27 protein-coding genes and 1 pseudogene are annotated in these 27000 nt (G+C 48.6%); 24 read left to right on the top strand and 4 right to left on the bottom strand.

The annotated features are described in order from the left end of the window. Window positions 1-74 precede the first annotated feature (74 nt). The 23 genes and pseudogenes from NQ502_RS00140 to NQ502_RS00030 all read left to right on the top strand — a co-directional run. Window positions 75-962: a sulfide/dihydroorotate dehydrogenase-like FAD/NAD-binding protein gene (locus NQ502_RS00140; RefSeq protein ID WP_028527899.1), complete on the top strand. Its 888-nt coding sequence runs from the start codon at window positions 75-77 to the stop codon at window positions 960-962. After that, complete coding sequence (gltA, locus tag NQ502_RS00135) at window positions 962-2350, top strand: NADPH-dependent glutamate synthase (RefSeq protein ID WP_028527900.1); 1389 nt, start codon at window positions 962-964, stop codon at window positions 2348-2350. The genes NQ502_RS00140 and gltA overlap by 1 nt, the downstream gene beginning before the upstream one ends. Before the next feature lie 15 nt (window positions 2351-2365). Then, window positions 2366-2521: a hypothetical protein gene (locus tag NQ502_RS00130; protein WP_169579910.1), complete on the top strand. Its 156-nt coding sequence runs from the start codon at window positions 2366-2368 to the stop codon at window positions 2519-2521. Window positions 2522-2523: 2 nt separating this feature from the next. Continuing rightward, the gene (locus NQ502_RS00125; RefSeq protein ID WP_028527901.1) at window positions 2524-2823 is read left to right on the top strand and encodes a hypothetical protein; all 300 of its coding nucleotides are present in this window, start codon (window positions 2524-2526) and stop codon (window positions 2821-2823) included. Window positions 2824-2888: 65 nt separating this feature from the next. Continuing rightward, window positions 2889-3368, top strand: a complete 480-nt coding sequence (gene rlmH, locus NQ502_RS00120; protein WP_028527902.1) for a 23S rRNA (pseudouridine(1915)-N(3))-methyltransferase RlmH — start codon at window positions 2889-2891, stop codon at window positions 3366-3368. 41 nt (window positions 3369-3409) lie between these two features. Then, complete coding sequence (locus NQ502_RS00115; protein WP_028527903.1) at window positions 3410-4084, top strand: response regulator transcription factor; 675 nt, start codon at window positions 3410-3412, stop codon at window positions 4082-4084. Between the two features lie 32 nt (window positions 4085-4116). Continuing rightward, a complete protein-coding gene (locus tag NQ502_RS00110) occupies window positions 4117-5100 on the top strand; it encodes a sensor histidine kinase (RefSeq protein ID WP_169579911.1) in 984 nt (327 codons plus the stop codon). Window positions 5101-5188: 88 nt separating this feature from the next. Continuing rightward, window positions 5189-5956, top strand: coding sequence for an ABC transporter ATP-binding protein (locus NQ502_RS00105; protein WP_028527905.1), 768 nt, complete (start codon window positions 5189-5191; stop codon window positions 5954-5956). Further along, a complete protein-coding gene (locus NQ502_RS00100; protein ID WP_028527906.1) occupies window positions 5946-7937 on the top strand; it encodes an ABC transporter permease in 1992 nt (663 codons plus the stop codon). The genes NQ502_RS00105 and NQ502_RS00100 overlap by 11 nt, the downstream gene beginning before the upstream one ends. Before the next feature lie 120 nt (window positions 7938-8057). Continuing rightward, window positions 8058-8858: a CAP domain-containing protein gene (locus NQ502_RS00095; RefSeq protein ID WP_028527907.1), complete on the top strand. Its 801-nt coding sequence runs from the start codon at window positions 8058-8060 to the stop codon at window positions 8856-8858. A 143-nt stretch (window positions 8859-9001) separates the two neighbouring features. Further along, entirely contained in the window at window positions 9002-10558 is a 1557-nt protein-coding gene (locus tag NQ502_RS00090; RefSeq protein ID WP_028527908.1) for an ABC-F family ATP-binding cassette domain-containing protein, read from the top strand. Between the two features lie 146 nt (window positions 10559-10704). Continuing rightward, complete coding sequence (locus NQ502_RS00085; RefSeq protein WP_028527910.1) at window positions 10705-11031, top strand: PadR family transcriptional regulator; 327 nt, start codon at window positions 10705-10707, stop codon at window positions 11029-11031. Beyond that, complete coding sequence (locus tag NQ502_RS00080) at window positions 11018-11608, top strand: DUF1700 domain-containing protein (RefSeq protein ID WP_028527911.1); 591 nt, start codon at window positions 11018-11020, stop codon at window positions 11606-11608. Before NQ502_RS00085 ends, NQ502_RS00080 begins: the two co-directional genes overlap by 14 nt. Continuing rightward, entirely contained in the window at window positions 11598-12554 is a 957-nt protein-coding gene (locus NQ502_RS00075; protein ID WP_028527912.1) for a DUF4097 family beta strand repeat-containing protein, read from the top strand. Before NQ502_RS00080 ends, NQ502_RS00075 begins: the two co-directional genes overlap by 11 nt. A gap of 175 nt (window positions 12555-12729) precedes the next feature. Beyond that, window positions 12730-14862 carry a bifunctional metallophosphatase/5'-nucleotidase gene (locus NQ502_RS00070; RefSeq protein WP_028527913.1) on the top strand — a complete coding sequence of 711 codons (2133 nt, stop codon included), beginning with the start codon at window positions 12730-12732 and terminating at the stop codon, window positions 14860-14862. 113 nt (window positions 14863-14975) lie between these two features. Beyond that, on the top strand, window positions 14976-15644 hold the full coding sequence (locus NQ502_RS00065; protein ID WP_028527914.1) for a response regulator transcription factor: 669 nt from the start codon (window positions 14976-14978) through the stop codon (window positions 15642-15644). Next, window positions 15641-16669 (top strand): sensor histidine kinase, encoded by a 1029-nt coding sequence (locus NQ502_RS00060; RefSeq protein ID WP_049898053.1) that lies wholly within the window; start codon window positions 15641-15643, stop codon window positions 16667-16669. Before NQ502_RS00065 ends, NQ502_RS00060 begins: the two co-directional genes overlap by 4 nt. Before the next feature lie 70 nt (window positions 16670-16739). Then, complete coding sequence (locus NQ502_RS00055; protein ID WP_028527915.1) at window positions 16740-17507, top strand: ABC transporter ATP-binding protein; 768 nt, start codon at window positions 16740-16742, stop codon at window positions 17505-17507. Further along, the gene (locus NQ502_RS00050) at window positions 17497-19530 is read left to right on the top strand and encodes an ABC transporter permease (protein ID WP_028527916.1); all 2034 of its coding nucleotides are present in this window, start codon (window positions 17497-17499) and stop codon (window positions 19528-19530) included. The genes NQ502_RS00055 and NQ502_RS00050 overlap by 11 nt, the downstream gene beginning before the upstream one ends. 195 nt (window positions 19531-19725) lie before the next feature. Beyond that, entirely contained in the window at window positions 19726-20808 is a 1083-nt protein-coding gene (locus tag NQ502_RS00045; RefSeq protein ID WP_028527917.1) for a radical SAM/SPASM domain-containing protein, read from the top strand. Between the two features lie 4 nt (window positions 20809-20812). Continuing rightward, window positions 20813-21433 (top strand): TetR/AcrR family transcriptional regulator, encoded by a 621-nt coding sequence (locus NQ502_RS00040; protein WP_028527918.1) that lies wholly within the window; start codon window positions 20813-20815, stop codon window positions 21431-21433. Window positions 21434-21518: 85 nt separating this feature from the next. Then, the gene (locus tag NQ502_RS00035; protein ID WP_028527919.1) at window positions 21519-22514 is read left to right on the top strand and encodes an SPL family radical SAM protein; all 996 of its coding nucleotides are present in this window, start codon (window positions 21519-21521) and stop codon (window positions 22512-22514) included. An 82-nt stretch (window positions 22515-22596) separates the two neighbouring features. Continuing rightward, window positions 22597-22932 (top strand): annotated as a pseudogene (locus tag NQ502_RS00030) (diaminopimelate dehydrogenase); the annotation flags it as partial. A 61-nt stretch (window positions 22933-22993) separates the two neighbouring features. Here NQ502_RS00030 and NQ502_RS00025 read toward each other — a convergent pair. Further along, window positions 22994-24610 (bottom strand): recombinase family protein, encoded by a 1617-nt coding sequence (locus NQ502_RS00025; RefSeq protein WP_002596236.1) that lies wholly within the window; start codon window positions 24608-24610, stop codon window positions 22994-22996. A 225-nt stretch (window positions 24611-24835) separates the two neighbouring features. On the opposite strand from NQ502_RS00025, the gene NQ502_RS00020 reads away from it, so the two are divergent. Further along, on the top strand, window positions 24836-25036 hold the full coding sequence (locus NQ502_RS00020; protein ID WP_002596235.1) for a hypothetical protein: 201 nt from the start codon (window positions 24836-24838) through the stop codon (window positions 25034-25036). A gap of 64 nt (window positions 25037-25100) precedes the next feature. On the opposite strand, the gene NQ502_RS00015 is transcribed toward NQ502_RS00020, so the two are convergent. From NQ502_RS00015 to NQ502_RS00005, 3 genes are read right to left on the bottom strand one after another with little or no spacing between them, the layout of a single operon-like run. Continuing rightward, window positions 25101-25295, bottom strand: a complete 195-nt coding sequence (locus NQ502_RS00015) for a transposon-encoded TnpW family protein (RefSeq protein WP_002596234.1) — start codon at window positions 25293-25295, stop codon at window positions 25101-25103. A 14-nt stretch (window positions 25296-25309) separates the two neighbouring features. Further along, window positions 25310-26152 (bottom strand): ATP-binding protein, encoded by an 843-nt coding sequence (locus NQ502_RS00010; protein WP_002596233.1) that lies wholly within the window; start codon window positions 26150-26152, stop codon window positions 25310-25312. Then, on the bottom strand, window positions 26149-27000 hold the full coding sequence (locus NQ502_RS00005) for a replication initiator protein A (protein WP_002596232.1): 852 nt from the start codon (window positions 26998-27000) through the stop codon (window positions 26149-26151). Before NQ502_RS00005 ends, NQ502_RS00010 begins: the two co-directional genes overlap by 4 nt.

The raw sequence follows: 27000 nt of genomic DNA, 5'->3' as shown, positions 1-27000 counted from the left end.
TACAAATGACATTCTGCATGGGGGACATAGTGGAAGTCGTATGAAAATATCAAAAAGATTAAGAGGAGGAAGTTATGTACAAGATTCGAGAAGCAAAACAACTTACGGACAACATTTTTCTTATGAATGTTGAAGCACCGCGTGTTGCAAAACACTGTCATCCGGGTCAGTTCATCATCGTAAAGATTGATGAGGAAGGAGAACGTATTCCACTCACGATCTGCGATTATGACATCGAAGAAGGAACCGTCACCATCGTATTCCAGATCGTTGGAGCGTCCACTCTTCAGATGTCAAAATTGAAGACCGGTGATGCATTCGCAGATTTTGTGGGCCCTCTTGGCAGACCTTCAGAATTTATAGAAGAGGATATCGAGTCACTGAAGAATAAAAAAATCCTGTTTGTGGCTGGCGGTGTCGGAACAGCTCCGGTTTATCCTCAGGTGAAATGGCTGCACGAGCGTGGAATAACAGCAGATGCGATTGTCGGAGCCAAGACAAAGGACCTTGTTATCCTTGAAAAAGAGATGGAAGAAGTCAGCAATCTGTACATAACAACGGATGACGGTTCTTATAAGAGAAAAGGTATGGTTACGGAAGTGATCAAAGATCTCGTGCAGAACGAAGGCAAAACGTATGATGTGGTCGTTGCGATCGGACCGATGATCATGATGAAGTTTGTCTGTCTGTTGACAAGGGAACTTGGGCTTCATACGATCGTCAGCATGAATCCTATCATGGTAGACGGAACCGGCATGTGCGGAGCCTGCCGGCTTACCGTGGGAGATGAAGTGAAATTTGCCTGTGTTGACGGCCCGGAATTCGACGGTCATCTGGTGAATTTTGATGAAGCGATGAAAAGACAGCAGCTGTATAAGACAGAAGAAGGCCGTGCTTATCTGAAAGAGAAAGAGGGAGATACCCATCACGGCGGATGCGGACATTGCGGAGGTGAAGAATAATGGCAGATGTATTAAAGAAAGTTCCGGTAAGAGAACAGGATCCAAAAGTCAGAGCAACCAACTTTGAAGAAGTATGCTATGGATATAATCAGGATGAAGCGATGGAGGAAGCGGTGCGCTGCATCAACTGTAAAAATGCAAAATGTATCACAGGATGTCCTGTCTCCATTGATATTCCGGCTTTCATCTCTCAGGTGAAAGAGGGAAATATTGCAGAAGCATATCAGATTATCAGCAAGTCCAGCGCGCTTCCGGCGGTCTGCGGACGTGTATGCCCTCAGGAAAGCCAGTGTGAAGGAAAGTGTATCCGAGGCGTCAAAGGCGAGCCTGTTTCCATCGGTAAACTGGAACGTTTTGTAGCGGACTGGGCGAAGGAAAACGGAATCAAACCGAACGCCCCGGCCGAGAAAAATGGACATAAAGTGGCTGTGATCGGTTCCGGACCAGCCGGACTTACGTGCGCCGGCGATCTGGCAAAACTGGGTTATGACGTGACAATCTTCGAAGCACTCCACAAAGCGGGAGGCGTACTGGTGTACGGAATTCCGGAATTCCGTCTTCCGAAAGACAAGGTTGTCGCTGAGGAAGTTGCAAATGTTATGTCTCTGGGTGTTAAGCTTGAGACGAATGTGATCATCGGAAAATCAACGACCATCGATGAACTCCTCCACGAAGAGGGCTTCGAGGCGGTATTTATCGGTTCGGGAGCAGGACTCCCTATGTTCATGGGAATCCCCGGCGAAAATGCAAACGGTGTATTTTCAGCGAATGAATATCTGACAAGAAATAATCTGATGAAAGCCTTCCGTGACGATTATAAGACACCGATCATGGCAGGAAAGAAGGTGGCCGTAGTAGGCGGCGGCAACGTGGCGATGGATGCTGCCAGAACCGCGCTTCGTCTTGGTGCTGAAGTACATATTATTTACAGAAGAAGTGAGGCGGAACTCCCGGCGCGTGTGGAAGAAGTACACCATGCAAAGGAAGAGGGGGTTCAGTTCGATCTACTGACGAATCCGACAGAGATCCTTGTCGATGATAACGACTGGGTTCGCGGGATCAGATGTATCCGCATGGAACTCGGAGAGCCTGATGAATCAGGGAGAAGACGTCCGGTCGAAATTCCGGGATCCGAGTTTGAAATCGAAGTGGATACTGTCATCATGTCCCTCGGAACATCACCGAATCCGCTGATCTCCTCCACGACCTACGGTCTGGATGTCAACAGAAGAAAATGTATTATTGCTGATGAGGAATTCGGAAAAACTTCAAAAGATGGTGTGTATGCCGGCGGCGATGCCGTGACGGGAGCTGCGACAGTCATCCTGGCGATGGGTGCAGGACGTGCGGGAGCCAGAGGAATCCACGAATACCTTTCAGCGAAATAAAAAGGAGGTATCATTATGGCAAATGATGAAAAATGCAGTAACGACAGACCTTGCAGCTGCCCGAATGAAAGCTGTGTAAACCATGGAAAGTGCTGTGCCTGTGTTGCACATCACAGAGATGTTTACGGCGGCATTCCAAACTGTTTTAAGAAAGAAGATTCGGAGGACTGAGGATGAAAATCGACGGAAATGATTTAATGAAACAGGAAATCCAGGCATCCAGGGCGGGAAATGAGGATGAATCCTGGCGTCTGAAACAGGAATTTCTGAAACAGGTACGTGATAACGGAGATCACTGTTCATGTCCTGAGGCCTGTCCGCATCATGGAAACTGCTTTGAGTGTGTGACATTACACCGCGGTCATCAGGATCACCTGCCCTACTGTATGTGGGAGATGGTAAATCAGAAAATGGAAGCGATTTCTCAGCTGACGGAAGGGTCTTTCTGCAGCAGATGCAAAGAAGAACAGTAGTGTGAATAATGGAATGTTGCACCGTTTTGATGTGACATTCCATTATCTTTTATTGGAGTTTTATTATGAAGATTACATGTCTCACCGTAGGAAAAGTGAAAGAAAAATTCTATATCCAGGCGATTGCCGAATTTGTAAAAAGACTTGGAAAATATGTAAAACTGGAGATAAAGGAAGTGCCTGATGAGAAGACCCCGGATAAGGCGGGTGAAAAACTGGAAGAACAGATCAAGAACATGGAGGGAATGAGACTCTTAAAACATATCCGGGATACCGATTATGTGATTGCACTGGCAATCGAGGGCGAGATGCCGGACTCTGTACAGTTGGCGGGCAGGATCGAACAGCTGGGTGTCGGAGGAATCAGCCATATCGTTTTTGTCATCGGCGGCTCACTGGGGTTAGGCAGTGAAGTCCTGCGCCGCGCCGATTATAAACTCAGCTTTTCCCGTATGACGTTTCCGCATCAGCTGATGCGCGTGATACTGCTGGAACAGATATACAGGAGCTACCGGATCATCAATGGGGAACCGTACCATAAGTAACGGATGAATTACTAAATTTGTTTAATTAAGAGGATGAACAGATGAAAAGAAGTATCATGATCATCGAGGATGAACAGGAAATCCGCGAGGAACTGGAGATGGTCTTGCTGGCAGCCGGATATGAAGTGACTTTACCTGAGGATCTGGAGCATGTGCCGGCACAGGTGCACACCGGCAAGCCTGACCTGATCCTCCTGGATATCCAGCTGCCTTTCATGGATGGATATGAAATCTGCCGCGAAATACGAAAGTTTTCTAAAGTACCAATCATCTTTGTAACTGCCAGAAATACGGCAATGGATGAGCTGAAGAGTCTGATGACCGGTGGAGATGATTATATCGTCAAGCCGTATCACGTTCCCATTCTTATGACAAGAATTAAAAATCTGCTGGCAAGAGTATATCATAACGAGGAACCTGAGCAGTCCAGGATCGTATACAGGGATGTCACACTGGAATTGCTTTCCGGTAAAATCAGTTATGCTGGAAAGGAAACAACGCTGACCAGGAATGAACTGAAAATTCTGTATTATTTGTTTTCGCACCCGGGTGACATTGTACCGCGGGTTGATCTGATCGAATATCTGTGGGAGAATGAGCTCTATATTGATGACAATACACTGAGCGTCCATGTTACAAGGGTGCGCAATAAGCTGAAAGATATCGGAGCCGGACAGATGATCGAGACCAGGAGAGGGATGGGTTATCAGATATGAATATCTTCCGCTATCTAAGAGACCATACTCCCATGATACTGTTAAATATGGCAGGTATGTTTTTTTTAACACTGTATCTGATGGTAATATCCGTTCCTTTTGGCTCCATATTGCTGATCCTTATCGTATGGGGGAGTATCTCCGTGTTCTGCCTTGTCACCCGGTGTCTCACCAGAAAGAGGCGTTACAGCGAGTTGTGGGAAGTTTTAAATGGGATTCAGGAAAAGTATCTCTTTCCCGAGATTCTAAAATGCCCCTATACGGAAGAAGAACGCCAGTATTATGATATCATGCAGGTGGTATCAAAATCCATGCTGGAGAAGGTAGAACAGGTACAAAGAGAAAAGAGGGAATACAGAGAGTACATTGAGCAGTGGGTGCATGAACTGAAGGTTCCGCTCACGGCAGTACGCCTCACCTGTGAAAACCACAAAGAAGAGATGTCCAGAAAGATACTTACAGAATTTGAAAAGATGAACAATGGTGTCGAGATGGTACTCTATTACGCGCGCATGGACGGAGTGGAGAAGGATTACCTGATCCGTGAGACACATCTTGCAGCAATCGTTAAAAATTGTCTGGCACAGTGCCGGACAGCATGGATCAGAGCGGGAATTATGGTTTCCGTCGATATTTCAGATCAGACGGTATATACGGATGAAAAATGGGTTGGGTTTATCCTGAGTCAGATTCTGTGGAACTGCTATCAGTACTGCAGAGCCGGGCACCCGCAGGTGAAAATATACACGGAAAGAGGTCTGGATGGCAGTGATGCGGTACTTTCGATGGTGGTGGAAGACAATGGAGCCGGTATCCCGCAGGAGGAGATTGAACGGGTATTTGATAAAGGTTTTACCGGAACGAACGGACGGAATTATAAAAAGTCGACGGGCATGGGACTGTATATCTGTAAAAAACTCTGCGGGCATCTCGGCATAGGAATACGCATCACCTCCTCACCCGGAAATTGGACCAGGGTGTTTCTTGATTTCATATGTGAAAACTGCCAATCTTAAGAAATCTTAAGGTTCCTATAAGTTACCTGCATACCTTCCGGTTAAGGCCCATGATAGAATATAGCCAGCGATAAGGAGGACAGTTATTATGGGCAGTTTGTTAAAAGTAGAAGATATTGTAAAGATCTACGGCAATAAGAATAACGTTACAAGAGCACTGGAAGATGTAAGCTTCGAGGTACAGAAAGGTGATTTTATCGGCGTTATGGGACCAAGCGGTTCAGGAAAGACGACACTTCTGAACTGTATTGCCACAATAGACAAGGTGAGTGCCGGACACGTATATCTGGAAGAAAAAGAGGTCTCGGATATCAGCAGGAAAGAAATTGCGCGGTTCCGCAGGGAAAACCTGGGGTTTGTGTTCCAGGACTTCAATCTTCTGGACACCCTGACGATCGAGGAAAACATAGCACTGGGACCGGTAATGCAGGGCAGGAGTCCGCAGGAGGTGGACTGTACGGTGCAGGATATCGCATCAAAGCTTGGAATTACTGATATTCTGGGGAAGTTTCCGAATCAGGTGTCAGGGGGGCAGAAGCAGCGGGCGGCATGCGCGCGTGCGATGGCTGCAAATCCCAAACTGATTCTGGCCGACGAACCGACCGGCGCACTGGATTCACACTCTTCCAGACAGCTGCTGAACTTAATGGAGCGCCTGAATCATGATATGGGTGCGACCATTTTAATGGTCACACACGATCCCATGTCTGCCAGCTACTGCAGCCGGATTCTTTTCATGAAGGACGGCAGGATCTACAATGAGATCCGGAGAGGAAAAAAAGAGCGCAGAGAATTCTATCAGTTGATTCTGGATGTACTGGCTGTTCTGGGAGGTGATGGATTTGATGACAGATAAAATGATCCGAACCTTATCTCTCAGGAACGCAAAGAGGCAGGCCAGAGATTATATGATCTACATCATTACCATGATCATTTCCGTGGCGATTCTCTACACTATCAATGCGACCGTGACGTCTGAAAATCTGGATATCTTTGGTGGGATGAGCAGCACTTTCATGGTGCTTTTGTACCTTCTGGATGCGGTTGTGATACTGATTGTGGGCTGGCTTGTCAATTATATGATGCGGTTTATGCTGGAAAAGAGGAGCAGAGAATTCGGCATGTACTTCCTGATGGGCATGGAGACCGGACAGGTGTCAGGGATGTTTCTGAAAGAGAATTTCTTCATTGGTGCAATGTCTCTGGCAGCAGGCGTTTTTGCCGGAGGGATCCTGTATCAGCTGATACAGTCACTGATCATGCATATTTTTGAACTGGACTTCAGCTTCAGACTTACGTTTTCTGTCAGAGCACTGCTGCTTACGGTTATATGCTACCTGATCATATTGTTATTTGCAGCGTTTCGAAGCCGGAGAAAGCTGAAAAAAGTAGAGATTCGCAGCCTGCTTTATGCGGATCAGACGAATGAAGAAACGATCTTAAAAGCACCGTGGAAAAACCGTATTCTGTTTCTCTGTTCCATGCTGTGTCTGCTGACAGGTGCAGTTGTCATTTATTTCGGGTTTGGACTTGAAAGGATGGATGCCATGACAGCAGTGCTCATTGCGCTGATTTCGTTTGGACTCGGAATCTTCAGCTTTTATCACTGCGCAGGCGCTTTTTTTGCATGGCTGCTTACTCACAGCAAAGAGTGGAAATATCAGGGACAGCGGATGTTTCTTGCAAGGATGCTGACATCCAAGATCAACACCACCAGCACGACGCTTTCTGTGATAGCCATATTATTTACCCTTGCCATCATCTGTATGTCTGAGGGAGTGCTCCTGAAGGATATGAGTGAGAGGAATGTACTGGATACGATTTCCTTTGACATTCAGGCGGAGTCGGAGAAAAAAGAAGTGATCGATCAGGTGGAAGCGGCGATCCGGGACACACAGAAAGTAGCTGGTATCTGGTCATATCAGCTCTATGAGACAACAGAGACGAAGTTATACCGTGTGATCACAAATCGTCAGCTGAACTCGGACCGGCTGTATAAGAAAGATTATGTGATGAAGCTTAGTGATTACAATGAGCTGCGGAAAATGAAGGGTCTGGAAACGGAAGACCTGGAAGATGACGAGCTTATGATCCAATGCCGGAATATCGTCTCTGATGATTTTAAAACACACTTTATCAGACAGCAGGAACCGGTTGAACTGGAGGCGCGAACATACAGCTGCAAGGCTGTATATGATGAGGATTTCTCACAGTACTGGTTTAACGGCATGACGTATCTGATCGTCCTGCCTGACGAGGCAGCCTGTCTGCTGGAGCCTGAGGACTGTTTCAAATGTGTCAGCGAAATCGACGACCGGTTTAGTGATGATCTCAAAAAAATTCTTTCGGATGAAATGGGCGTGGTATTTTCAGAAGATCTCTCCTTTTCCTCGGTCTCATCCACAGAACTGTCGGTTGATATCCAGGAATACGCAGTGCTTGATCAGAGAAAAGGAAATGTTATGCTTTCTTTTCCAATATTTTATATTGCCTTTGTATTGGTTATTGCGGCTGCTACTGTTCTGTCTGTTCAACAGCTCAGTGACATTGCCAAATACAGAAGAAGGTACTGTACCATGGAACAGCTGGGTTTGGATACGGATAAGAAAGAAAAAATGGTATTTATTCAGGCTCTGCTGTTTTTTATGATGCCGGCAATCCTTCCCGCGCTTATTTCTTTCTATGCGATTGTGGGAACAGGGGCGGTCTATGCAACTGGAATATCGGTTGTCTGGATTGTAAAAGTTTATCTTATAGTGCTTGCAGCATTTCTGATGATCCATACCATATATTTTCTGGCATCTTACCTGCAGTTCCGGAAGATGATCGATGAGTAGGATATTCATTGCCAATAATTACTTGTAGTTATTTTGTTTTATCTATGATATCATCCTGTTTGTAACATAAATGTAATTATTAAATCATTTATTTGTAACATTTTAACGATAGGAGGTATCATGAAGAAATATTCATTATTGGCGGCGGCCATGACGGTCGGAGCTGTGGGTAGTATGGCGGTCCCGGTGCACGCGGCAGATTTGGGCAGTGTAGAGGAACAGCTGAGGGCAAATGGTTATGCCGTAATCGTGGAACAGGCGGGCAGCCAGGAAGAACTGAATAAGATTCTGGAGGATCTGAAAGGCAGATTCTGTGATATTCATTTGAACTGGCAGGATTGTCCTGAAATTACGCCGCCTGAAAATAATGCGCCGGATACGGACACACCTGAAGAGACCCCTGATACAGATAAGCCGGAGACAGATGAACCGGATACCGATGTACCGGGAACAGATACGCCGGACGCGGAGGCACCGGATACCGATGTGCCGGGAACAGACGGCGATACACCGGGAAATGATACGGATACACCGGAGACGGGAGAACGAACCTTCGCAGAACAGGTTGTCGATCTCGTGAACGCAGAGAGAGCAAAAGCAGGACTGAATGCTCTTGCGATCGATGAAAATATCGCATCGGCAGCACTGGTGAGAGCAAAAGAAACAGAAACTTCTTTCTCTCATACCCGGCCGGATGGAAGAACATTCAGCTCGGTCCTGACAGACATGGGGATTTCTTTCCGCGGCGCGGGCGAAAACATAGCCTGGGGACAGCGCACCCCCGAGGAGGTAATGAACGGCTGGATGAACAGCGATGGCCACAGAGCCAATATCCTGAACGCAAAATTCACAAAAATAGGAGTGGGATACTACCAGAATTCTGCGGGAACAAATTACTGGACGCAGCTTTTTACATACTGATATTCAAAGACACAGACGGAGTTTTTAATCCGTCTGTGTCTTTACTTTAGAACGGTATAACAATCTCAAATTCCTCTTGTATGTCGCAGGAATTCCATGTAAAATAATATTTACTGTGACAAAAGGAAAAAGGAGCTTATCTTATGAGTATATTGAACGTAGAGCATCTCACCCACGGCTTTGGAGACCGTGCGATTTTTCAGGATGTCTCATTTCGGCTGTTAAAAGGAGAGCATATTGGCCTGATCGGCGCCAACGGAGAAGGCAAATCCACGTTTTTGAATATTGTGACCGGTAAGCTGATGCCGGATGAAGGGAAGGTTGAATGGGCGAAAAATGTCCGTGTGGGTTATCTCGACCAGCATGCGGTGCTGGCGCAGGGGATGACGATAAGGGATGTCCTGAAAACAGCTTTTACATATCTTTTCGAGATGGAAGAGAAGATGAATGAGATCTGTGATCAGCTGGGGACTGCCGATGAAGAGACAATGACCGTACTGATGGATGAGCTTGGAACGATTCAGGATATGCTGACAATGCATGATTTTTACGTGATCGATGCGAAAGTAGAAGAGATAGCCAGGGCTTTTGGACTGCAGGAAATTGGACTGGACAAGGACGTCACCGATCTGAGCGGCGGTCAGAGAACGCGTGTGCTGCTTGGAAAGCTGCTGCTGGAGAAACCGGATATTTTGCTCCTGGATGAGCCGACCAATTATCTGGACGAGGAACATATCGCCTGGCTGAAGCGTTATCTGACGGAATATGAGAACGCTTTTGTTCTGATATCACATGACCTGCCGTTCTTAAGTGAAGTGATCAACATCATATATCACGTGGAGAATCAGGAACTAACCCGCTACGTCGGAAGTTATGAAGAATTTCAGAAGGTATATGAGGTGAAGAAAGCCCAGCTGGAGGCAGCTTATAAAAGACAGCAGCAGGAGATCAGCCAGCTGAAAGATTTCGTGGCGAGGAATAAAGCGCGCGTTTCCACAAGAAATATGGCGATGTCACGGCAGAAAAAACTGGATAAAATGGAGGTAATCGAGCTGGCGGCGGAACGTCCGAAACCGGAATTTCATTTCCGTATGGGGCGTACACCCGGGAAATATATATTTGAGACCAAGGATTTCATCATCGGTTACGGGGAACCTTTATCAAAACCGCTGAACATTGCGCTGGAACGCGGAAGTAAGATCGCACTGACAGGTGCAAACGGAATCGGTAAAACCACGCTGATCAGGAGTATACTGGGACTGGTAAAGCCTGTCGCCGGCTCCTGCACACTGGGAGAAAATCTCGCCGTCGGTTACTTTGAGCAGGAGAGTGCACCGGACAACAAGTCCACCTGCATCGAGGAACTGTGGGAAGAATTTCCATCCTATACCCAGTATGAAGTGCGGGCTGCTCTGGCGAAATGCGGTCTGACCACAAAACATATCGAAAGTCAGGTGCGTGTCTTAAGCGGAGGCGAACAGGCAAAAGTCCGTCTCTGCAAAATCCTGAACAGGGAGACTAATGTGCTGATGCTGGATGAGCCGACGAACCATCTCGACGCTGACGCAAAAGAAGAACTGAAGCGCGCCCTGAATGAATACAGGGGAACATTGCTTTTAATCTGTCATGAACCGGAGTTTTACCAGGATATCGTGCAGGAAGTATGGGACTGCTCCAAATGGACGACTAAAATCGTGTAACAAACCTTATCATGCGCATGAGAGAAACAGTCAGAAATGAATTGACAATTCTGGCTGTTTCTTTTTGTTTGAAAACATATGTATTGACACTGTATATTATATGGCGTATAATATGAATATAAAAAATATATGAAAGGAGATAGCATATGATTTTTCCTCTGAACGCGCCCATGTTTGATCTGCTTGTCCTTGCCGTAGTGGACAAAGAAGACGCTTACGGATACCAGATCACTCAGATCGTAAAACGAGTCTCAAATACGAAGGATTCAACGCTATACCCCATACTGCGGAGACTTCAGGAAGATAATTGCCTGACCGCCTACGATGAACAATTTCAGGGACGTAACCGCAAGTATTACCGTATCACAGAAAATGGGAAAGAAAAATATCAAAATCTTTTACATGAATGGACGCTTTATAAGAATGAAGTAGATAAAATTATAGAAGGAGGGTCAGAAAGTGAACAGGGATGAATATATGAAACAAATGCGTCATCTTCTCCGCAGGCTTCCCAAGGAAGATTATGACAGGGCAATTGAATATTTTGAAGAATATTTCGAGGAGGCCGGCCCGGAACATGAACAGCAGGCGATCGAAGATCTGGGATCACCGGAGATAGCGGCAGACCAGATCATCCGGGATCTGGCGATGGAAAACGCCGCGAAGCCAAATGTCAGTGTCAAACGCGGTATGTCTGCAGTCTGGGTTGGGATCCTGGCTGTATTCGCCGCACCGATCGGGCTTCCTCTGGCATTGGCAGCGGGAGCCGTGTTACTGGCCATTGTACTGGTCGTTCTCAGTGTCATTTTTGCCATTTTTATCACGGCAGTGGCGCTTGCCGCGTCCGCTGTCCCTCTCTTGATCGGGAGCATCTGGCTGCTGTTCACATCACCAGTCAACGGCCTGGCGAATATCGGCCTGAGCCTGATTGCCGTCGGTATTGGAATCTGGATCATTAAAGGCTGCTTCTGGCTGTGCAGATGGTTCTTGAATCTGATGACGAGATTATTTGGAAGAATCGCAAGGAGGGGATCTGACCATGAAGAGTAAAAACAGAATCTGGCTGATATCATTTGGCTGTATCGGAATCGGCATCGTGCTGCTGGCCGCAGGTATGATGCTGGGGGGACGCCCGGGATTTTATATTGACAGAACCGGTATACATTCTCAGTACAGTAATCTTTCTGATGCTCCGCATATACAGAAAAAGATGAAACTGGATGAATTCTCCAGCATTGACATCGATCTAAACTATGCGGATATAAAGATCGAGCCTTCTGACGGCTACTATATAGAGTATCAGCTCGACGGGGCGGACCCGGAACCGGCACTCGAAGTGAAAAATGGAAAGCTGCGGTTCAAAGAAAGTTCAGCAGGCGGTTTTTTTATAGGCGGATTAAACTTTTTCACATTCAGCGGCTTCAGCAGAAACGACTACAATTATTACGTGAAATTGTACGTACCCGCGGACAAACATTTTTCAACGGTAAAACTCGTGAGTGACGACGGCATGATCAGTACCGGTGATATCAGTGCCGAATCCATGGATATCACCGACGACTATGGTCAGGTTTCCATTGGGAGCTTTAAAGGCAAAGAGCTCAGTATCAACATGGATGACGGGAGACTAAGAATTCAAAATCTGAATACAGATACCGCACTGATCAGCAACGACTACGGCGAATGCGAGATTGAGAACATGACAGTCAGGTCTCTGGAAGCGCGGCTGGATGACGGTGATTTCAAGGTGTCGAAGGGCCATGCCGCAAATCTGGATATTAATAATGAATACGGAGATGTGATACTCGGCATGTCTGAGAAGCTGGATGCTTACGACCTTGACCTGGAGACAGAATATGGACGCATTGAAGTTCAGGGCTATCCGGAAATGTCCAACAGCGATGACGAAGCACGATTCAAGTCCAATAACGGCGCAGAACATAAAGTGAAGATCAGGTGTGACGATGGCAATATCGTCATTGCACAGGCAAAATAAACAAAACATGAGGGAATCAGTATGGATGTAAAGAATACTGCTTCCCTCAATTCTGTAAAGAAACTAACCATCTTATGCACGTTTTCAACATCTTGGGAGACTTACATTGACTTTGTATCATAAAACAAGTAAAATTTTATGATGCAGATATTAATGACAGGAACAGGAGAGACATATGAAAACACTCAGAAACTATCTTACATTAGCAGCGACAGCGTTCATGCTGATGTCTGTATCCATGACGCCGGTTTGGGCCGAACCGGCAGACTCAGGCACTGACACTTCTTTTCGGATAGAAGTGGTTCAAACCAGTGATATCCATGCGTACTTAACGGAATCAACGGACAAGTCCGGACAGACAACCGCTCTCGGAATGCCGAAACTGAAATCACTCATCGACCAGACAACAGCAGGAGCGGACGGGGCGCTCGTACTGGATTCCGGTGACGCCTTCCACGGCCAGTCGATTGCAACGATGGCAGACGGGACGACTGCCGCCGAACTTCTGGGCGCCTGCGGATACGATGCAATGACTTCCGGTAATCATGACTGGAATTATGGGAAAGAACAGCTGAAAACGCTGGAAGACATCGCAGATGCAAACAACGGAGCCAAGTCATTTTCCATCCTCGCCGGGAATGTCGTGAATGAGGACGGCAGTCAGTTTTTTGACAGTGAATATCTGATCAAGGAAGTGACAAAGGATGGAAAAACACTGAAAATCGGTGTGTTCGGCGTGATCGATCCGCGTTTGTATCATGCCACGGCACCGGCGAATGTGGAAGGACTTACATTTACGGATATGACGGCGTATTCGAGTCAGGCGGCAGCAGACCTGAGAAGCCAGGGATGCCAGATCGTGATAGGGATCGCACACTGCATCCAGCCTGCGGCAGATGACGGGATTTCCAATACCGTATCCGGAGTGGACCTGTGGCTTGACGGGCATGAGCATATGACATTTGATTCCTGGTCTCAGAACGGAAGCGTTCTGACCACGGAAGCCGGATGCCACCTGAATACGGTATATAATATTTCCATCGCCTGTACCCTGGATGATAACGGAACGATGACAGATCTTGCGATGACGCCGAATGCCGTCTCCGCAGCCGATGCAGGCAGTACATACAGCGCTGACGCCGCGGTACAGGGGGTGCTGGACAGAATCCTGGCAGATCAGGAAGCGACGAAAAACAAACGTGTCGGAAGTGCACCGGAAGCGCTTGACGGTGTCTGGGAGCATGTGCGGATCGGTGAGACCACGATGGGACGCGCCGTCACCAGCGCGTATCTGCTGGAGACGGGAGCAGACATCGCCATCGAGAATGCAGGAGGCATACGGGCCGGTATTGACGAGGGTGAGGTGACTTACGGTGAGGTTCTGGACGTTTTCCCGTATGGGAATTATATCGTCACAAGAGAGCTGACCGGCGCAGAAGTCCGCGGACTTCTGGAAACTTCACTGAAGATTCAGTTTGCCAACATGAACGCAGACATCGCAGGTGACTATGACGGATGGCCCGACAACAGCGGTCAGGCGCTTCAGGTCGGCGGCATGACGGTAAACTATACCTTCGAGAATGACGAGCCGAAGATCACGGATATCAAAGTGGGGGATGCCGCTCTTTCCGATTCAAATGTCTACACCGTTGCCGCTAACAGCTATCTGGTAACAGACGCGGTCAATTACCCGTCACTGGCAGAAAAGGAGAATCTGCATGAATACAGCGCGTGTGAGGATGCGCTTGCAAACTATCTCAGCCAGGACGGCTCTGTCACAGGCACCGATATATCAGCGGCCCGCATGAATTACGAGAAGATGGAACAGGCCCCGCTGACTTTGAGCGGCATGAAGGAATCTGCCGTATTGGGTGACAGTGGATTCAGGATCAGTGTATCAGGGGGGACAACCGGGGGCGAGGTCGCGTACGCAAGCTCCAATGCGGATGCAGCCGTGATTGATGAAGAGGGAAATGTGACCATTCAGGGGATCGGAAACACGGAGATCTCAGCAGTTATGGCAGGGAATCTGCTTTATAAAGATGTCAGCGTATCACAGACATTTACAGTAACAAAGGCAGCAGAGGAAGTGACACCAACCCCGGATCCGAGCCCAACCCCTAGGCCGACGGTAACCCCGAGACCGAAGAGGACAGTGACTCCGGCAGTCAGAAAAACGACTAAAAGCAAAAGCAAACCGGTAAAAACCGCAGACGAATCATCTCCGGAGCTTTCTCTTGCATTGGCGCTTGCGGGTGCGGGAGGAATCATAATATTACTCCGCAAAAAAAGAAAACAGTCCTCATAAATTCTGATGGAAACACATGGCCGTAAGGGCGCAGCAAAATTGAATTTTGCCGCGTCCTTCATTTATGTTATACTAATAAAGATGACAGAATTACTCGTTTAAGGAGAATCAATGTGACAAAGATATTACTCATTGAAGACGACAAGGCCCTTCGCCGGGAACTGACTTATGATCTGCAGCATCATGGTTATGAAGTGACACTGGTCGATGATTTCGACCAGACGGAACAGATTTTGAAGGCAGGTGATTTCCGCCTTGTTTTGCTGGACGTCACACTTCCCGGAAGAGATGGCTATGAGATCTGCAGGAACATACGGAGTTTTTCCGGGATACCGATTATCTTTCTGACCAGCAGAGATACGGATATGGATGAACTGTACGGCATGACGATGGGCGGAGATGATTTCGTTAGAAAACCTTACAATATGCCGATTCTGCTCGCCAGGATCGCAGCACTCCTTCGGCGCAGCGGCCCCAATACCGTACCGGAGACCAAGATCGTCTGGGAGGAGTACTGCCTGATGCCCTCCAGAGGAAAGCTGTGCCGTGGGAATCAGGAAGTGATTCTGACGCGTCAGGAGACGCTGCTGCTGGCCTGTCTTTTCTCACGTCCGCAGGAAATCATTCCACGTGTGGACCTGATCGAAGAGCTCTGGGATAATCAGGTTTTTATCGATGATAATACCCTGAGTGTCCATATGACGAGACTCCGGGGAAAACTAAAGGAGATCGGCGGAAATGACCTGATCAAAACCCGTTACGGACAGGGGTATCAGCTATGAACGGATGGCTGTATATACGGGAACACTCCATCACGGCGCTCATACAGCTTCTGGGACTGGGAGCAGCCTGCTTTTATCTTCGGGCGCTGAAGCTTTCATGGCCGCAGATTTCCCCATTATTTTTCACCTGTCTGGCGTTTTTTCTACTCTATCACGCTGTCCACTACCTGCGCCGTAAAACATATTTTCGCAGGCTGGCACTCCTGATACAGAATCTGGATGAGAAATACCTGTTTACGCAGGTGTGGAAAGCATCCGACGGTTATGAGGACGCCGCGTATTACTGTCTGCTGAAAGAATGTACCAGGTCCATGCTGGAGCAGGTTGAGACAAGCCGTAGGAACAGCCGGGAATACAGGGAATGGCTGGAAACGTATGTGCATGATATGAAGCAGCCGATCTCATCCATCAGGCTGATCTCAGAACGGTCGAAAACACCGGACGGCAGGGCCGTCCTGCTGGAGCTTGAAAATATGAATCATTTGCTGGAACAGGTGCTGTACTACGGGAGAAATGAGAGCCGGAGTTCGGATTTGCTCATACGCAGGGTCAATATTTCTGCAATACTGAATCAGTGCCTGTCCATGAACAAACAGCTGCTGATACAAAATCACGTGCGTCTTCATCTGCCGGATGCGGCACCGGACGTATACGGGGATGAAAAAGCACTGTTGTTTCTGCTGAATCAGATCGTATACAATGCGGTCACGTACCTTGACAAGCCGGAACCCGAACTGTGTTTCCATTATCTGGTTCATGGAGACTTCCTTCATTTTTATATCAGGGACAACGGCTGCGGAATCGCAGACGAGGACCTGCCGCGTCTCTTTGAAAAAGGTTTTACGGGTAAAAACGGACGAAAAAACAGACATTCGACGGGAATGGGATTGTATCTGTGCAAAAAAACTGCGGACCGGATGGGAATCAGGATTCGGGTTGACACTGCTGAAAACATTTATACGGAGGTCTGCCTGATCTTACCGCTTCAGATTCCGGCGGATCAGCATCAATTCTTTCGTAAATGAAAGAATTTCGAAAGAATATTTGATATGTTGTGAAAAGCAGTGCTGGTATACTGTACCTGAGGTGATGAAAATGAATCAATTATTGAAAATCGAGCATATCTCCAAATATTATGGTGAAGCATCCAACGTGACAAAGGCACTGGACGATGTGAGCTTTACCGTTGAGTCGGGAGAGTTCGTGGGAATCATGGGGGCAAGCGGTTCCGGAAAGACGACACTTCTTCAGTGCATCTCGACATTGGATGAACCCTCCGCCGGAAAAATCCATCTCAGGGACAGGGAGATCACAGAACTGACGGATCAGGAAATCTCTCGTTTCCGCAGTGAAAGCCTGGGATTTGTCTTCCAGGAATACAACCTGCTGGACACTCTGACTCTGGGTGAAAATATCGAACTGGCGCTCACAATCCGCCGGGTGCCGGGTGCCGAGATCCCTCCGCGTGTAACCGCGATTGCCGAAAAGCTCGGCATTCAGCATGAACTGCACAAATTTCCGTATGAAGTCTCCGGCGGACAGAAGCAGCGGTGTGCCTGCGCGAGGGCGCTTGTGAATGAACCGGACCTTCTGCTGGCAGACGAACCCACCGGTGCGCTCGACTCGGCGTCGAGTGCCCAGCTGCTGGATGCGATGGAAACTCTGAATGGCAGGCTCGGCATCACGATCCTGATGGTCACACACGATGCTTTTACAGCCAGCCACTGCGGGCGCATTTTATTTCTGCGCGACGGGCAGATCTATACCGAGATGCGAAGGGGCGGCAGAAGCAGAAAAATATTCTTTCAGGAAATCCTTGACGTAATGTCTATGTTAGGCGGTGATGTTTCTCATGTACGTTAAATTAGCACTGCGGAATGTAAAACGCAGCATTGGGGACTACGCGATCTACGTATTGACACTGACACTGAGCATCACGCTGATCTTTGCCTATAACGCACTGCTGTTTTCGGATGCTATTGTCTCCTTCAGCCAGCTGATGCGTCCGATGATGAGTATTCTGGTGTGTGTGACGTTAATCGTCGTTCTGATCTTAGGATGGCTGATCGCCTATATCACTCAGTTCATCTTTGAACAGCGCAGCAGGGAATTTGCCTGTTATATGACCATGGGTATGGAACGCAGGACCATGAGCCGGCTCTTTCTTGCGGAGCAGCTGGTGATCGGAGGGGCAGCGCTCCTCATTGGGATTCTCATCGGAAACTTCTTTTATTTTACCCTGAGTCAGGTGATTTTCAGAATGTTTGACCGGGAGTATTATATGGATCTCTCATTTCAGCTTCCAGCCATCGCCCTGACCATCGTGTGCTTCCTGCTGATGTTTTTCTGTTCACTGCTCAGGCAGAGAAATATACTGAAAAAAATACAGGTCAAAGAGCTGATGTCTTATGAGCGAAAGAATGAAGTCCCTCAGAAAAAACGGAACATAAGCAGGAGCGGACGGCTGTTGCTTGACATTGCAGTCGGTATACTGGGACTTTTCAGCCTTTACCTTGCCTTTACGCTCCGTGTTGAAGCCCTGGGTGGATTCGGGAATCTTGCCCTGATGGCGGTGGGAGTCCTTCTGCAGGGAATCGGCCTGATGCTCTTCTACAGGGACCTGTCAGAGGGAATTCTGGAACAGTACAGGAAAAACCCAAAACGCAGGCTGCACCGTCTGAATATCTTCTTTTACCGGCAGCTGACAGGCAGGCTGAAAACGAACGGCAGGCAGATGGGCGTGATCTCCATTTTGCTTCTGTTTACCCTGCTGGGGCTCGGAGGGGCGTCGTTTATGGCGAATTCCTATCAGCGAAACCTCGCCAGACATTCCCCGTTTGACGTGGAGGTGGCGGAGATTTACGGTGAGCTGGATACAGAAACCTGCCGGGAATTTGTCCGCCGTCGCAGCGACGTGACTTCAGAGCACAGCTACCATATCTATATGCTGCGCGACAGTGAATTGATCGCAGAAACTCTGGACAAAAAGCAGCCCGTCATGGAGGGATATGAAAGCTTTGGTGAAGAACAGAACAAAGACCGCTGTATCCTCCTGTCGGACTACAATAAGCTGAGAGAGATGCTTGGCAGAAATCCCCTTAAACTGAATTCCGATGAATATTTCGTTCAGACGGACGAAGAGTACTATGCGGATAAGTTCCGCGAAAACCCTGGAGAACTGCGGACTGGCGGAAAGGTATACCGCCTGAGGGAGATTTATCAGGAAGATTTCGCACAGGATATGATCAACCGGAGTGGATTTGGCACCAATACACTGCTCGTCCTTCCGGACGAGGCTGTCAGTAAGATCGAACCGTATTCCCAGTGCTATATGGCGATGGTGCGGGACAGAGACAATACGGATTACCAGCAGGAACTCACGGACCTTCTGGAATCAGGGAATGACCATGATGGCGCCAGCTTTATCGTCACTTACACGTATGCCGGACAGAAAAATGAGCTTCAGGCTATTTACATGATGACCGCGTTTATCTGTTGTTACGCCGCATTTATCTGCATCTTCATCTGCGCCGCGATTCTGTCCGTACAGCTTTTGAGCAGCAGCAGAAAATATCGCTACCAGTATGATCAGCTGAGAAGGATGGGGACCTCAGAACGTGAGATACGGGGACTGATTCGGAGACAGACCGCCGTATACTTCTTGCTGCCGATGGGACTGCCGTTCTTCTTTCTGATACTCTATATGGCGGGAATCGGTTTTGCCTTTCCGGTCTACCGGGATATGATGTTCGGTTCCTTTATCGGGGCCAATGGGATCTTTCTGCTCGTATACGGATGCTATCTCGTGATTACCTGTCTGCAATATCAGAAAAATGTATTGAAAGATACAAGGAAATATCATCTGCGTGAACTGACAGAGCGGTAATGATAAGAGAAACAGAAGTCTGCCATTGAGGATGTGGCAAACTTCTGTTTTGCAGTCCGCTCGCGCGTGGAGATTGCGCGAGAGCGCAATCTTTTTTATTTTTCTTGACAGGCTAGCAAATACTAGCTATACTGTCTTTAAGGAATGCTAGTGCTTACTAGCCGAGTTGTCCGTTTGAACAGGAGGTCAGTCTATATGGAAGGTTTTGAATTAACATCTTATCTGAGCAATGGGGTAGACAGAATGATCAGAGACATGTTGAAAGTGTCTCTGAAGTATCCGCAGCAAAGTCTGTTTATCATGCATTATGCTGCCGCGCAGAAAAAAGCCAGGGCATTAAGGGAACAGTCCGAGAATGACGGAGTGCACATCCCTCCGTTTCTTATCGCCAGTATTACGAGACAGTGTAATCTGCACTGCAAGGGCTGCTATGCCGCCACATGCAGTACGCACTCCGGGATGAAAGAACTCTCGGGACAGGAGTGGGGTGATATTTTTTCTCAGGCAGAAGCCCTTGGTGTTGGATTTATCCTGCTGGCAGGAGGAGAACCTCTGACCAGAATGGATGTGCTTCGGGAGGCGGGAAGACATCGGGACCTTCTGTTTCCTGTTTTTACGAATGGAACCATGCTGACTCATGATTATCTGAAGCTGTTTTCCTCCAGCCGGAATCTGCTGCCTGTGCTGAGCATCGAGGGCGGCCGCATGATCACAGACGCCCGGAGAGGAGCAGGCGTGCATGCGAAACTGATGGAGGCGATGGAGGCTTTAAACCATGCCGGAGTTCTGTTCGGTGCATCCGTCACTGTGACAAGAGAAAATATAAACGAAGTGACTTCCGGGAAGTTTGTGAGAGAGCTCTATGCCAACGGCTGTAAAGCGGTGATCTACGTGGAATACGTGCCGGTCGACAGAGAAACAGCCGCTCTGGCATTTGATGATGCGGACCGCAGAATCTTTGAGAGCAGAGTGATGAAACTTAGAAGGTGTCAGGCACAACTGATGTTTCTGATGTTTCCGGGGGATGAAAAGAGTTCGGGCGGATGCCTGGCAGCCGGCAGGGGATTTTTCCATATCAATGCTGGCGGCGGTGCAGAACCCTGTCCGTTTTCCGCCTATTCAGACACCAGCGTGCTACATACCGGCCTGAGGGCAGCCCTCTCGTCGCCGCTCTTTATGCATCTGCAGACCAGCGGGATGCTGGATGCCGAACACAACGGCGGCTGTGTTCTATTTGAGCAGGAGCAGCTGATCAAGACTTACATGGGAGGTCAGTGACGATATGACGACAAAAGAACGCATCATCGAGGAAGCCCTGACGTTGTTTTCCACTCAGGGATATCAGGGGACCAGTGTAAAGAATATTGCTGATCTTGTGGGGATCAAAGACAGTTCACTGTATAAGCATTTCAGGAGTAAAAAAGAGATTTTTGATACGATTGTACAGGAAATGTCCGTGAGAATGGGAAACATGTCCAGGGAATACGGACTGCCGGATGACCAGAACCCGGCAGAAGCCGCCAAAATCTATGAGACGATCACACCGGAGGAACTGGTTGAACTGAGCAAAAAAATATTTCTGTTTTATCTGCGTGATCCATTTGCCTCCAGATTCCGCAGGATGCTGACGATGGAGCAGTACCGGGACCGTGAGATTTATGCCGTATACCGGGGAATATTCATGGATGCGGCAATCCGCTATCAGACGGACCTGTTTGCAGAGATGGTGCGGCGCGGCGCATTTATAGCCGCCGATCCGGGGACTATGGCTGTCAACTTCTATGCGCCCATCTTTCTGCTCCTGACACAGTATGATCAGGAACCGGAAAAGGAGGAGGAAGCACTTCTGGCAATTGAACGGCAGGTTGTTGAATTTGTCAGGATCTATAAAAATGACAGGTAAACAGACATTTCATACTGCAAAATGCACATACTAAACATAAAATACGATTGGTATCTGGTCTTATGATCAGCGCAGAAAGGACATTATGAAATTTGACGCAGTATATTATGAAAAAGACAGCTTATCCTATACGCTGGGAAAGCAGCTGCAGGAACAGTTTGCTGATTTACCGTGGGTACCGGTGGAAAGCCACAATTCCATAAAGGAAATGCAGGAAAAAGAAAATGCCGAATTCGGCAAAATGAAACGGAATCTGATCATCGGCATCAGAAAGACACACAGATATACAGAGAATCATAAAGTATCGGATTATCTGGTTCCATACACATCTTCAGGCTGCACAGCCATGTGCCTGTACTGCTACCTGGTGTGCAATTACAACAAATGCGCCTATCTGCGCCTGTTTGTCAACCGGGAGCAGATGCTGGACCGGCTGATCAAGAAGGGAAAGAACAGTGAAAACAGTCTGACTTTTGAGATTGGCAGCAACAGTGATCTGGTACTGGAAAACATCATAACCGGTAATCTCTTATATACCATTCCCCGTTTTGCGGAAGAAGGAACCGGCTGTCTTACGTTTCCGACTAAATTTCATATGGTGGATAGTCTGCTTGACCTTGACCACCGGGGAAAAGTGATTTTTCGCATGAGCGTGAATCCGCAGCCGCTGATCAGCCGCATCGAACTGGGAACGTCCAGTCTGCAGAAGAGGATGGAGGCCGTAAACAGCATGTGCGAAGCCGGCTATCCCTGCGGACTTTTGATCGCACCGGTGATGCTGGTGGAAGGGTGGCAGGCAATGTATACAAAACTCTTGGAACAGCTCCGTGAAGGTTTGACAGCGAAGACGCAAAAGCAGATGTTTCTGGAAATAATCATGATGACCTACTCCTATGTACACCGCGCCATCAACAGCGAGGCGTTTCCCAATGCTCCGGATCTGTATGACAGTCAGCTGATGACCGGACGGGGCAGAGGCAGGTATTGTTACCGCCCGGAGGCGAGGGCGGAGGCTGAAAAATTTTTGCGTTCTGAAATTAAAAGAATACTCGGAGATGTAAAAATACTGTATATCAGTTAAGTATTCAATTTAAGGCATTGCAGAAAATGAGATGTGATATTATAATAGAAAAGACATTAAATGTACTGAGGAGAAAAATGCTATGAGTATAAGAATCGGAATTTTAGGTTATGGAAATCTGGGACGCGGTGTGGAGTGCGCAGTCAAGCAGAACCCTGATATGGAACTGACAGCAGTTTTTACGCGCAGAAACCCTGCCGAGGTATCAATTCTTACGAAAACTGCCGCAGTCTGCAGCGTATCGGATGCCGCAGAATGGAAGGATAAAATCGATGTTATGATCCTGTGTGGCGGAAGCGCGACGGACCTTCCCGTACAGACACCGGAATATGCAAAACTCTTCAATGTGATCGACAGCTTTGACACACACGCAAGAATCCCGGAGCATTTGCTTATGTGTGATAAAGAAGCAATAGAAGTGCAAAAAATTTTGCCGTTCCTATCCGACACTTGGCCATTGTGTCGGATAGGTCGGGCGGTTATTCGGGCAAGTCAATCTTGCCGACAAAGCTGTAATAAATCTCAATGTCCTGCCTGCGGGTGCCGTTCTCATCATAGCTGCACTCATGCACCACAATTTTCTCGATCATTTCCCGCAAGAGAGTGGGGGTCAGTTCTTCAAAGGCAAGGTGCTTGCGGACAATGCCCATAAATTTCTCGGCGTTGACGGTAGCTGCCTGTGACTTGTCCAGTTCGGCTTGCAGGGCGGCGGCTCTCTTTTTCAGCTCCGCTTGCTCGGCTTCGTAGTCAGCCGACAGTTCCATGAAACGCTCATCGCTGATTTTGCCGTTTACATTGTCCTCATACAGCCGCTTGATAATGCGGCTGATTTCAGAAATGCGTTCCTGCGCCTGTTCAAGCTGCTTGATGGCTGCGGCGGTCTTTCGCTTGCCGCCGATCTCGTTCTGCTGGACAAGTAGTTTCACAAACCGGCTCTCATGCTTGGCTGCGTATTCGGTCACTTGCCGGAGATTTGCCAGGACACCAGCGGTCAACAGATCGGTGCGGATAAAGTGCGCCGTACAGTTGCGGGTGCGCTTCTTGTAGCTGCCGCAGATGTAGCAGTCCTGTTTGCGGTCTTTGTTCTGATACCGCTGCTGATACAGCACATGGCCGCAGTCGGCGCAGAACAAAATCCCGGAGAACAGCCCCACTTCATCGTAGCGGTTCGGGCGTTTGCGCTGTTTGCGTAACTCCTGCACCCGTTCCCATGTTTCCTTGTCGATGATCGGCTCATGGTGGTTCTCGAAAATGGCCTGCTTCTCGACGGGGTTCTCTATGCTGTGCTTGACCTTATAAGAAGGCTTTTCCGTTTTGAAGTTCACCAGACATCCGGTGTACTCTCGGTTTTCGAGGATATGAACGACGGTGTTGGTCGCCCATTTGCACTCATAGCCTGGGTGATAACGGCGGGTGCTGCCTGTCCGCTGATATTCCAGCGTCCCCGGCGTGGGGATTTGCTGCTCCGTCAGCATACGGGCAATCTTGGTCGGGCCGTTCCCGGCAAGGCAAAGCTGGTAAATCTGCTGCACCACCGGGGCGGCTTCCTCGTCTATAATAAAATTCTCGTCCTCGTCCATCACATAGCCGTAAACCGGCTTGCTGGTAACAGGCTTGCCGCTCATGCCTTTTGACTTTTTCACTGCCTTGATTTTCTTGCTCGTATCTCTCACCAGCCATTCATTGAACAGATTTCGCAGCGGGGTAAAATCGTTGTCCATGCCCTCGCTGGCACTGTCCACATTATCGTTGACAGCGATAAAACGCACACCCTTTTGAGGGAACAGCATTTCCGTGTAAAACCCTACCTGCAAGTAGTTTCGCCCTAACCGGCTCATGTCCTTGACGATGACCGTACCCACTTTCCCGGCTTCAATGTCCGCAAGCATGGCTTGAAATCCGGGCCGCTGGAAGTTCGCGCCGGAAAAACCGTCGTCGGTGTACCAGCGCAGATTGGTAAAGCCGTTCTGTTTTGCGTAGGTTTCGAGTATCCTTTTTTGGTTCGATATGGAATTACTCTCGCCTTGCAATTCATCCTCGTGGGACAATCTCGGATAAAGGGCGGTAATGAGGTTTTGGGTGGCTTGTCTTAACATAAAATCCTCCGTTTCCGACAGCCAGCCCCACTATTCCGTGGTTTCATTGTACCACGGAACGGCGGGGGCTGTACAGCGGCAAAAGCGTTAAATTTGCTTCTTTACAGCTTTTCAATTTTCCGATTTTTATGGTATGGGTTGTCGTCCCATATTTGCAGTAGAAAAGTTCATAACTCCGTGGTATACTCTGATTTAACAAAAAAATCAGAAGTTAAAGGAGAAAACATGAAGTATACAATAGATGAATTAACCGCGGCCAAAAGGCAAATTGATTCAACTCTGCACAAGCTAAGAGAAACAGTAAAAACATTTGAATCAAAGGATAATTCCGAGCGTTATAAATCACAAATCACATTGGCAAAGAGAAGAATAAAAGCCTTTGAAATTGCAAATTATTTTATAGAGAATGAGATTAAGAATTGCTAAAGCACTTCCGATTTTCGTTCCAGCGGTCATGCTCCCTGGCATGGCCGCTTTTCCATGCCCCGGTTCACGCCGGATAAGTCGGCTCCTGTGTAGCAGCGGCTTCCGCTTCCAGTACCCGCGCCATTTTGTCGGCGGCTGTGGTTGTGGTGTCTTTCTTGAAATAGCCGGACACGACAAGGACGGAATTGCCCATGCGGATTTCCGTCACACAGTCAGGGCGGCGGGTGGTGCGGGTGTCGTGCTGCTTGTTATCTGCCATAGGCAATACTCCTTTCAGTCGGTAATCAGTTTCTTCATGCTCTCCATTTTCCGCTTGGCGGTTTCCTGCCGGAAGTTGTCGCCGGTAAAGCGTACCGGGACGCACATGGAAAGCAGGCGGTCATAAATCCGGGAATGGGCGGTGTCCTCCGGGTTGTGCAGGTCGTCCAGCGTAAGGTTGGTCGTGACGATCAGCGGCTTGCCGCTGCGGTAACGGCTGTCAATCACATTGAACACCTGTTCCAGCCCGTATTCCGTCCCGCGTTCCATGCCGAAGTCGTCAAGGATCAGCAGCGGATAACGACAAAGGCGGGAAATGTACTCGTTGCGCCCCTCAAAGCTGGCGGCAAGGTCATTGAGGATAAGAGCAAAGTTCGTCATGCGGACGGGGATTTCTTTCTCCATGAGGGCGTTTGCGATACAGCCTGCAAGGTAGCTTTTGCCGGTGCCTACGCCGCCCCAGAACAGGCAGCCGATATTGTCTGTCCGCATATCTTCCCAATGCTCCACATACCGGCGGGCAAGCCCGGTCTGCGGGTTCCTGCCGTTGTCGTTCTCGAAAGTCCAGTCCCGCATGGTGGGGTCGGTAAAGCCCCGGCGTTTCAGTTCTTCCACGGTGTCAAGGTGTCTGCGCCGCTTTTCGGCGGCTTCCCGTTCCTCGCGGGCGGTTCTCTGGCAGTCGCACTCTGCCGGGTGGCGGTCGCGCCCGAAGATAGCGGCCTTATCCGGCGCAAAATAGGCTTCTTTCGGCTTGCGGCACTTGCCGCAGTACAGTAAACCGTCCTCGCCGGTGTAGTCCTCCGGCTCCGGGATGGTGGTCGTCATATTCTCCAAAACCGCGTTGATTTCATTCTTCATAAACTCTCGCCCTCCTTGCATGAGTAGTCTGGTATGCCCTTTTTAGGGGCTTCCTTTTTGTCGTTCCCCGCCCATATCCGCAGGGCGGCGGCATAGTTCTGGTAGCTTTTCCCGTTGGCGGCAAGGTAGCGGCTCATTTCCTCGATGAACCGTTCCAGCCTGTCAGGGTACTCTGCCTGCAACTCGTCGTATTCGGTCTGTGACAGAAAAATATTTCCATATCGGCCATAGGGCGCGGACGGCCCCCCACTCACTCCCTTTGTTTGGCTCTCTGTAAGGTTGTTTATAGTAGTTTGGTTAGGGGACGGTTTTCCGACCATCATAAGGTCGGTTTTCTGACCATCAGTAGGACGGTTTTCCGGCTCTATGAGGGGCGGACTTCCGGCCATCAGTTGGTCTGAAAACTGTACCTGTGGCACTGGCGGTACTTTGACATAAAGCCGGTTCGGTGCGGAGAAGCCGCCCCGTTCCCGTTCCAACAGCCCCGCCGTGTCCAGTTCATTAAGCGCCCCCTTGATGGTGGTGCTGCCTTTATCCAGTATTTCTGCTATCTCCGCGATGGGATAGATAATATAAATCCTGCCCTCGTCGTCCAGCCACTTGTTTTTCTGGGAGAGGGTGGAACGGTCTAACAGCAGCGAATACAGCAGCTTGGCGGTCTGTGAAATCTCCATTTTCAGCAGGAAACGGGGATACGGCAGATAGGCGGGCAGCCGCGTGTCTGCCCTGATATAATCAGCGATAGGATCACCTCCCTGTGTTCGGGTTGATTTTGGCGTATTGTCACGCATTAAAACGCCGTTTCCGGGGGAAAAGGATAAATGTATCGCGTACCCTTTGACACCCAC

The organism is Ruminococcus gauvreauii, assembly GCF_025151995.1.
Classification (GTDB): Bacteria; Bacillota; Clostridia; order Lachnospirales; family Lachnospiraceae; genus Ruminococcus_G; species Ruminococcus_G gauvreauii.
This window is presented reverse-complemented; position numbering and strand designations above follow the sequence as displayed.